Origin of the sequence: Spongiactinospora gelatinilytica, assembly GCF_003236385.1 — a bacterium.
Classification (GTDB): Bacteria; Actinomycetota; Actinomycetes; order Streptosporangiales; family Streptosporangiaceae; genus Spongiactinospora; species Spongiactinospora gelatinilytica.
In genome coordinates this window covers 1-7,743 of the sequence record NZ_POUA01000360.1, presented here as the reverse complement: position 1 = coordinate 7,743, position 7,743 = coordinate 1, and the positions used below count along the sequence as shown (strand labels likewise).

8 protein-coding genes and 1 pseudogene are annotated in these 7,743 nt (G+C 71.1%); 8 read left to right on the top strand and 1 reads right to left on the bottom strand.

Annotated elements, in window-relative coordinates; all coding sequences use genetic code 11:
* Nucleotides 1-123: 123 nt before the first annotated feature.
* Entirely contained in the window at nt 124-1,041 is a 918-nt protein-coding gene (locus C1I98_RS31555) for a gluconeogenesis factor YvcK family protein (protein ID WP_111171018.1), read from the top strand.
* A 72-nt stretch (nt 1,042-1,113) separates the two neighbouring features.
* On the top strand, nt 1,114-2,094 hold the full coding sequence (gene whiA, locus C1I98_RS31550; protein ID WP_111171017.1) for a DNA-binding protein WhiA: 981 nt from the start codon (nt 1,114-1,116) through the stop codon (nt 2,092-2,094).
* Between the two features lie 66 nt (nt 2,095-2,160).
* Here whiA and C1I98_RS31545 read toward each other — a convergent pair whose 3' ends face one another.
* Entirely contained in the window at nt 2,161-2,733 is a 573-nt protein-coding gene (locus tag C1I98_RS31545; RefSeq protein ID WP_111171016.1) for a hypothetical protein, read from the bottom strand.
* A gap of 212 nt (nt 2,734-2,945) precedes the next feature.
* Here C1I98_RS31545 and gap point away from each other — a divergent pair, with 212 nt between their 5' ends.
* The 6 genes and pseudogenes from gap to C1I98_RS31515 all read left to right on the top strand — a co-directional run.
* Nucleotides 2,946-3,950: a type I glyceraldehyde-3-phosphate dehydrogenase gene (gene gap, locus C1I98_RS31540; protein ID WP_111171019.1), complete on the top strand. Its 1,005-nt coding sequence runs from the start codon at nt 2,946-2,948 to the stop codon at nt 3,948-3,950.
* The gene (locus tag C1I98_RS31535) at nt 3,950-5,152 is read left to right on the top strand and encodes a phosphoglycerate kinase (RefSeq protein ID WP_111171015.1); all 1,203 of its coding nucleotides are present in this window, start codon (nt 3,950-3,952) and stop codon (nt 5,150-5,152) included. The genes gap and C1I98_RS31535 overlap by 1 nt, the downstream gene beginning before the upstream one ends.
* A 5-nt stretch (nt 5,153-5,157) precedes the next feature.
* On the top strand, nt 5,158-5,937 hold the full coding sequence (tpiA, locus tag C1I98_RS31530) for a triose-phosphate isomerase (protein WP_438672124.1): 780 nt from the start codon (nt 5,158-5,160) through the stop codon (nt 5,935-5,937).
* Nucleotides 5,938-6,070: 133 nt separating this feature from the next.
* Nucleotides 6,071-6,301, top strand: a complete 231-nt coding sequence (gene secG, locus C1I98_RS31525; protein ID WP_111171013.1) for a preprotein translocase subunit SecG — start codon at nt 6,071-6,073, stop codon at nt 6,299-6,301.
* Between the two features lie 139 nt (nt 6,302-6,440).
* A complete protein-coding gene (locus C1I98_RS31520) occupies nt 6,441-6,788 on the top strand; it encodes an RNA polymerase-binding protein RbpA (protein WP_111171012.1) in 348 nt (115 codons plus the stop codon).
* Between the two features lie 192 nt (nt 6,789-6,980).
* Nucleotides 6,981-7,743, top strand: a pseudogene (locus tag C1I98_RS31515) (hypothetical protein); the annotation flags it as partial.

Here is a 7,743-nt window from a genome sequence, read left to right as displayed (position 1 = left end):
CCGCCGGCCCGCCCGAAGCCGCCCGGGTCGTCGGCCTCGCCCGCGCCCGGCGAACCGGGGTCCGCCGGGCCATCGGAGTCGCCCGAGTCGTCGGGGGCCTACCGGGTCGCCGCGGGGCCGCGGGTGGTGGCGCTCGGCGGAGGGCACGGGCTGTACGCCTCGCTGTCCGCGTTACGCCGGGTGACCTCTGAGCTGTCCGCCGTGGTGACGGTGGCCGACGACGGCGGGTCCAGCGGCCGGTTGCGCCGGGAGCTCGGCGTGCTGCCCCCGGGCGACCTGCGGATGGCGCTGGCCGCGCTGTGCGGCGACGACGACTGGGGCCGCACCTGGAGCGAGGTGGTGCAGCACCGCTTCCGCAGCGAGGGCGACCTGCACGGGCACGCGGTGGGCAATCTGCTCATCGTGGCCCTGTGGGAGCTGCTGGACGACCCGGTGGCCGGCCTGGACTGGGTGGGGCGGCTGCTCGGGGCGCACGGCCGGGTGCTGCCGATGGCCTCGGTACCGCTCGACATCGTGGCCGAGGTGGAGCTGGAGGGCCGGATCTCGACCGTCCGCGGTCAGGTGGCCTGCGCCTCCACCCCGGGCCGGGTGCGGGCGATCTCGCTGGTCCCGCCCGACCCCCCGGCCTCGCCGCAGGCCATCAAGGCGGTGCGGGAGGCCGACTGGGTGATCTTCGGGCCGGGTTCGTGGTTCACCAGCGTGCTGCCGCACCTGATGGTCCCCAAGCTGGCCCAGGCCCTGCACGAGACGCGGGCCAGGCGGCTGGTCGCGCTCAACCTCGCCCCCCAGCAGGGCGAGACCGACGGCTTCTCCCCCCAGCAGCACCTGGAGGTGCTGCGGCAGCACGCCCCCGCGCTGCACCTGGACGTGGTGCTCGCCGACACCGGGGTGGTCGACGACCACGAGGAGCTGGAGAAGGCCGCGGTCGCGATGGGCGCCCGGCTGGTCACGGCGGAGGTCGCCAGGTCCGACGGCTCGCCCAGGCACGATGCACGACGTCTTGCATCGGTCCTTGACGAGATTTTCCATGAGAAGCGTTGATCCTGGTCAGCGCGCGCGGCGAGTGCGAGAGACTGCTGTGAGCCGGGTCTGTATGGGGGAGGACTAACGCACATGGCCATGACGGGTGTGGTGAAAGACGAGCTGAGCCGCCTATCGGTGCTCAAGCCCTGTTGCCGCAAGGCGGAGGTCTCGACGCTGCTCCGCTTCGCCAGCGGCCTGCACCTGGTGGGCGGCCGCATCGTGATCGAGGCCGAGCTCGACACCAACGCCACGGCCCGCCGGCTGATCAAGGACATCGGGGAGGTCTTCGGGCACAAGGCCGAGGTCCTGGTCCTCGCGCCCGCCGGGTTGCGCAAGGGGTCTCGGTACGTCGTGCGCGTCTACCGCGACGGCGAGGCACTGGCCCGGCAGACCGGCTTGATCGACAACCATGGGCGTCCGGTGCGCGGCCTGCCCCGGCAGGTCGTCGCGGGGGCGACGTGCGACGCCGAGGCCGCGTGGCGGGGCGCGTTCCTGGCGCACGGGTCGCTCACCGAGCCCGGCAGGTCGATGTCACTGGAGGTGACCTGCCCCGGTCCGGAGGCGGCGCTCGCGCTGGTGGGCGCGGCGCGGCGGCTGAAGATCCACGCCAAGGCGCGCGAGGTGCGCGGCGTGGACCGCGTGGTGGTCCGCGACGGCGACGCCATCAGCGCGCTGCTGACCCGGCTCGGCGCCCACGACAGCGTGCTGGCCTGGGAAGAGCGGCGGATGCGCCGCGAGGTGCGCGCCACCGCCAACCGGCTGGCCAACTTCGACGACGCCAACCTGCGCAGGTCGGCACGCGCCGCGGTGGCCGCCGGGGCCAGGGTGCAGCGGGCGCTGGAGATCCTCGGCGACGACGCCCCCGAGCACCTGGTGATCGCCGGGCGGCTGCGGGTCGAGCACAAGCAGGCGTCGCTGGAGGAGCTGGGGCAGATCGCCGACCCGCCGCTCACCAAGGACGCGATCGCCGGGCGGATCCGGCGGCTGCTGGCCATGGCCGACAAGCGTGCGGTGGAGCTGGGCGTGCCCAACACCGAGGCCAATCTGACGGTCGAGATGCTCTCGTCGTGACGGCGTAGTGGCCGATGTGCCCGGGCGGGCGGGGTCCGGGGCGCCCGGGGTCGCGCTGTGCGGCGGTCAGGCGCCGGGGTGCTTCGCCCCGCCGTCCTGCGGGGGCGTGCCCGCCGGGGCCTGACCCGGCGCGCCGAAGGAGCCCGGCATCGGCCCGCCGGGGCCCTTGGCGCCCGCCTGGGGCTCCAGGTGGGCGGCGCGTGCGGCCTTGACCTTGTTGTTGACGAAGCTGAACCCGGCCGCCGCGCTGATCACCCAGAAGAGCAGGATGATCGGTTTTTCGCCGATGAACGCGCCGAAGCCGCCGATGACGTTCGTCAGGGCCTCGGCGTGGCCCATCGTGATGTTCTCCTTGGCCAGTTCGTTGATGAGGAGCTGGGTGACGGCGCCGATCTGGCCAAGGGCGCAGCCGATGAGGGCGAACAGCGCCGCCAGCGCGGGGAGTACCGGGCTGGTGGGCCGCACGGCCATCATGGCCACGCCGATGATGGCGCCGATGCCGATCGCGGCGATGCCGAGTTCGCGACCGGTGATGACGACTATCGCGCCGTAGGCGCCCGCCCCGACCACGGTCGCGATGAGGCCGACCGCGATCCCGGCGACGAGGCCGGATCGGGGTGTGGTGTCGCTGTGTGCCATGGGGGGTTCCTCGGACAGTTGTCGTGAATATGGACAGGGCGGGCACTCTACTTCACCGCTGCCCCACGCGTCCGGGAACCACGATCTCAATCGGGGACCCAGAAGTGGTCTACACCAATTTAAGTTCGATAGGGTGCGTGATTGAGATTCATAAGCTGTGGACAGCGCCGGTCCCGGTCCGGCGCACCCCGATGTACGAGGAGATCGGTGCCGTGAGCATCCGCGTAGGCGTCAACGGCTTCGGCCGTATCGGCCGCAACTTCTGGCGTGCAGTTGCGGCAAGCGGCAAGGACATCGAGATCGTTGCGGTCAACGACCTGACCGACAACGCGACCCTCGCCCACTTGCTCAAGTACGACAGCATCCTTGGCCGTCTGCCGTACGAGGTGAAGTCCTCGGCCGACGAGATCAACGTGGACGGCAAGACCATCAAGGCGTTCGCCGAGCGCGACCCCGCCAAGCTGCCGTGGGGCGACCTCGGCGTCGATGTCGTCGTGGAGTCGACCGGCCTGTTCACCGACGCGAGCAAGGCCAGGGTGCACGCCGACAACGGCGCGAACAAGGTCATCATCTCCGCCCCCGCCAAGAACGAGGACGTCACGATCGTGATGGGGGTCAACCACGAGCTCTATGACCCCGCCGCGCACACGATCATCTCCAACGCCTCCTGCACCACCAACTGCCTGGCCCCGATGGCCAAGGTCATCAACGACACCTTCGGTATCGAGAAGGGTCTGATGACCACCATCCACGCCTACACCCAGGACCAGAACCTCCAGGACGGCCCGCACAAGGACCTGCGCAGGGCCCGGGCCGCCGCGCTGAACATCGTGCCGACCTCGACCGGCGCGGCCAAGGCCATCGGTCTGGTGCTGCCCGAGCTGAAGGGCAGGCTGGACGGCTTCGCGCTGCGCGTGCCGATCCCGACCGGCTCGGCCACCGACCTGACCGTCGAGGTCTCGCGCGAGGTGAGCGTGGACGAGGTCAACGGCGCCCTCAAGGCCGCCGCCGAGGGCCCGCTGCGGGGCATCCTCACCTACACCGAGGACGAGATCGTCTCCGCCGACATCGTCACCGACCCGGCCTCGTGCATCTTCGACGCCGGCCTGACCCGCGTGATCGGCAACCAGGTCAAGGTCGTCGGCTGGTACGACAACGAGTGGGGCTACTCCAACCGCCTGGCCGACCTGGTCACGCTGGTGGGCGCGAACCTCTGATGCGCGCGGCCAGCGAACTCGACGTGAAGGGGCGGCGCGTCCTGGTACGCGCCGACCTCAACGTGCCGCTCGACGGGGAGACCATCACCGACGACGGCCGGATCCGGGCCTCGGTGCCGACGATCAAAGACCTCGCCGCCCGCGGCGCGCGGGTCATCGTCTGCGCCCACCTGGGCAGGCCCAAGGGATCGCCCGACCCGAAGTACTCCCTGCGGCCGGTCGCCGCGCGCCTCGGTGAGCTGCTGGCCGCCGAGGGCGTCGCCGGGGAGGTCGCCTTCGCCGCCGACGTGGTCGGCGAGTCCGCGCGAAGCACGGTGGACGGCCTGGCCGACGGCCAGGTGGCGCTGCTGGAGAACCTCCGGTTCGAGCCGGGCGAGGAGTCCAAGGACGACGCCGAGCGCGGCGCGTTCGCCGCGAAGCTGGCCGCCCTGGCCGAGCTGTACGTCGGCGACGGCTTCGGCGCGGTGCATCGCAAGCACGCCAGCGTCTACGACGTGCCGAAGATCCTGCCGCACGCGGCGGGCGGCCTGGTGCTGGCCGAGGTCGAGGTGCTGCGCCGGCTCACCGTCGAGCCGGCCCGGCCGTACGCGGTGGTGCTGGGCGGCGCGAAGGTCTCCGACAAGCTCGGCGTGATCGCCAACCTGCTCGCCAAGGTCGACCGGCTGCTGGTCGGCGGCGGCATGGCCTACACCTTCCTCGCGGCCCAGGGCCATGAGGTGGGCGGTTCGATCCTGCAGAAGGACCAGCTCGACCAGGTGCGCGGCTTCATCGACGAGGCCGCCAAGCGCGGCGTGGAGCTGGTGTTGCCGGTGGACGTGCTGGCCGCGACGGAGTTCGCCGCCGACGCCCCGCACGAGGTGGTGGACGCCACGGCCATCCCGGCCGACCGCGAGGGCCTCGACATCGGCCCGCGCACCCGTGAGCTGTTCGCCGCCAAGCTGGCCGGGGCGGGCACGGTGTTCTGGAACGGCCCGATGGGCGTCTTCGAGTTCGACGCGTTCGCCGGAGGCACCCGCGCGGTGGCCGAGGCACTGGTCGCGTCCGACGCCTTCACCGTGGTCGGCGGCGGTGACGTGGTCGCCGCCGTCCGCACGCTGGGTTTCCCCGAAGACGGGTTCTCCCGCATCTCCACGGGCGGCGGAGCCAGCCTGGAATACCTTGAGGGCAAGACCCTGCCCGGTCTCGCAGCGCTGGAGGACTGACGATCATGGCGCGCACACCCTTGTTCGCCGGTAACTGGAAGATGAACCTCAACCACCTTGAGGCCATCAACCATGTGCAGAAGCTGGCTTTTTCGCTCACCGGCAAGGACTTCGACGCGGTCGAGGTGGCCGTGCTACCGCCGTTCACGGACCTGCGCAGCGTGCAGACCCTCGTGGACGGTGACAAACTGCGCATCGTGTACGGCGCGCAGGACGTGTCCCCGCACGACTCCGGCGCCTACACCGGCGAGATCTCCGCGGCCATGCTCGCCAAGCTGGGCTGCACCTACGCGACGATCGGCCACTCCGAGCGGCGCCAGTACCACGGCGAGGGCGACGAGCTCGTCAACGCCAAGGTCCTGGCGGCGTACCGGCACTCGCTCACGCCCATCCTGTGCGTCGGCGAAGGGCTGCCGGTCCGTCAGGCCGGCGGCCAGGTGGCGCACAGCGTCGCCCAGCTCGACGGCGCGCTGGCGAAGGTCACCGCCGAGCAGGCCGCCTCCCTGGTGGTGGCCTATGAGCCGGTCTGGGCGATCGGTACCGGTGAGGTCGCCACCCCCGAAGACGCGCAGGAGGTCTGCGGGGCGCTGCGTGTGCGACTCGCCGAGCTGTACGACGGCGATGTCGCCGCCGCGATCCGTATTCTTTACGGTGGCTCGGTGAAGTCTGACAACGTCGCCGGGATCATGGCGATGCCCGACGTGGACGGCGCTCTTGTCGGTGGCGCCAGTCTTGATCCCGCGGAGTTTGTGAAAATTTGCCGTTTTGGCGAATTGTCAGGTTAACTAAGCCGTTCGGAGGGTGCGGCGCGTGTTCGCGTCGTACCCTCGTAGAGCAGGTTTGAATCGTCACGCCGGCGACGTCGTGTTAGGGATCGCGCCCCGGACGCGGGGACGCGCACAAGGGAACAGGTCTACGGTGACAATCGGAATCTCCATCGCGCTGATCCTGTCGAGCATGCTCATGGTGCTGCTCGTCCTGCTGCACAAGGGCAAGGGCGGTGGCCTCTCGGACATGTTCGGCGGCGGGTTCTCCTCGTCGTTCGGCGGGTCTTCTGTGGTCGAGCGCAACCTCGACCGGCTCACCATCATCACGGGCGCGGTGTGGTTCATCTGCATCATCGCGCTGGGCCTGATACTTCGCCCCTGAAACCGGAGCCCGAATCCCGCCCGCGACCCCGTCGCGGGCCGGTGACGGCCGGATTCGGCCGCCCTGGCGCGAAAGGGGCGGCCTGTGACAGAGATTCTCCCCCGCGTGGTCGCGGGGCGATCGAGCGAGGAGTTCATCCGTGGGTAGTGGCAACGCGATCCGTGGCAGCCGAGTCGGCGCCGGCCCGATGGGGGAGGCCGAGCGCGGCGAGGCGGCTCCACGTGTCCGGGTCCCGTTCTGGTGTGCCAACATGCACGAGACGCGCCCCAGCTTCGCCAGTGACGCGGCGGTCCCCGAGTTCTGGGACTGCCCGCGCTGCGGCCTGCCCGCCGGGCAGGACCAGAACAACCCGCCCGCGCCGCCGAGGAACGAGCCCTACAAGACGCACCTGGCCTACGTGAAGGAGCGCCGCAGCGACAAGGACGGCGCGGCGATCCTGGCCGAGGCGCTTGAGCGCCTGCGCACCTCCCCCCGCACCATTTACTGACGCGCCGCGCCCTGGCGCGCGGCGCGAGCGATCGCGGTCCTCGGGCGGTGATGACCGCACGGGGGCCTTTCGCGGTCGCCCGCCGAATCTTTCAGACGTTGTCCGGTGTGCCGAAACGGCGGGCTCATCGTCGTGTAGCAGGGGCGTAACAGCCCTGCGGCACCCTTGGGGGTGACGGAGGGGGAAGAGCGCATGGCATTCTGGCGGATCCGCACGACCATGGACGAACGGCCCGTACAGGCCACGCCGGTCGGCAAGGGGCACGTCGATCCGGATCACGATGACAGGGTGGGCGCCTCTCTCACCGCCCTGCCTCTCGGGGCCGCCGCTCCAGGCCCGAACACCACGACGCTCGGCCCTTTCACCGAGGTCCCCGGCTGGATGCCGGTCGGTGAGGGCGACGGCTTTCCGGCGGCGAGTGCCGGTCCGGCCGTGGATGACGTGGGCGACGGGTCTTCGGCCGAGGCGCCCGCGCGGCGGCGGATGCCGCTCGGCGAGCGGGACGGCTTCGCCGAGGCGGAAGTCGGCCTGGCCGAGGGCGGTTCAGCGGATGCGTCGTTCGCCGATATGCCGGTCTCGCCGCAGATGTCCGCCGGGTCGGAGCTGGACGGTACGGCGGAGGAGTGTTGGGCTGAGGTGCCCGTCTTGTCGCGGATGCCGGGTGGTGGGCGGGTGATTCCCGCTGCGGCGCAGACGGATGAACCGACGCGGGTGTTGCTGCTTTCGGCGCGGTTGCGCGCGGTGCCGTGGCGGCTGCCCGAACTCCTGGCCGAACTGTTGCGCGCCGACAGCGCCCGCTGGGTGTACAGTGGCGCGGCCGGTCGGGCCGGGGAGACGCGCCCGCTCGACCCGGCGCAGCTCACGGTGCCGGTCGGCCCCCGTCAGGCGGTACGGCTGCGTCGGGCGGACCGGCCGTTCACCCCTGTGGAAGCCGCCCGAGCCGCCGCCTTCGTAC

What these genes read in the sequence shown, in the direction of transcription:
- whiA (WP_111171017.1), top strand. Translation starts at nt 1,114, where the DNA reads ATGGCCATGACGGGTGTGGTGAAAGACGAGCTGAGCCGCCTATCGGTG.
- C1I98_RS31545 (WP_111171016.1), bottom strand. Translation starts at nt 2,733, where the DNA reads ATGGCACACAGCGACACCACACCCCGATCCGGCCTCGTCGCCGGGATC.
- C1I98_RS31535 (WP_111171015.1), top strand. Translation starts at nt 3,950, where the DNA reads ATGCGCGCGGCCAGCGAACTCGACGTGAAGGGGCGGCGCGTCCTGGTA.
- tpiA (WP_438672124.1), top strand. Translation starts at nt 5,158, where the DNA reads ATGGCGCGCACACCCTTGTTCGCCGGTAACTGGAAGATGAACCTCAAC.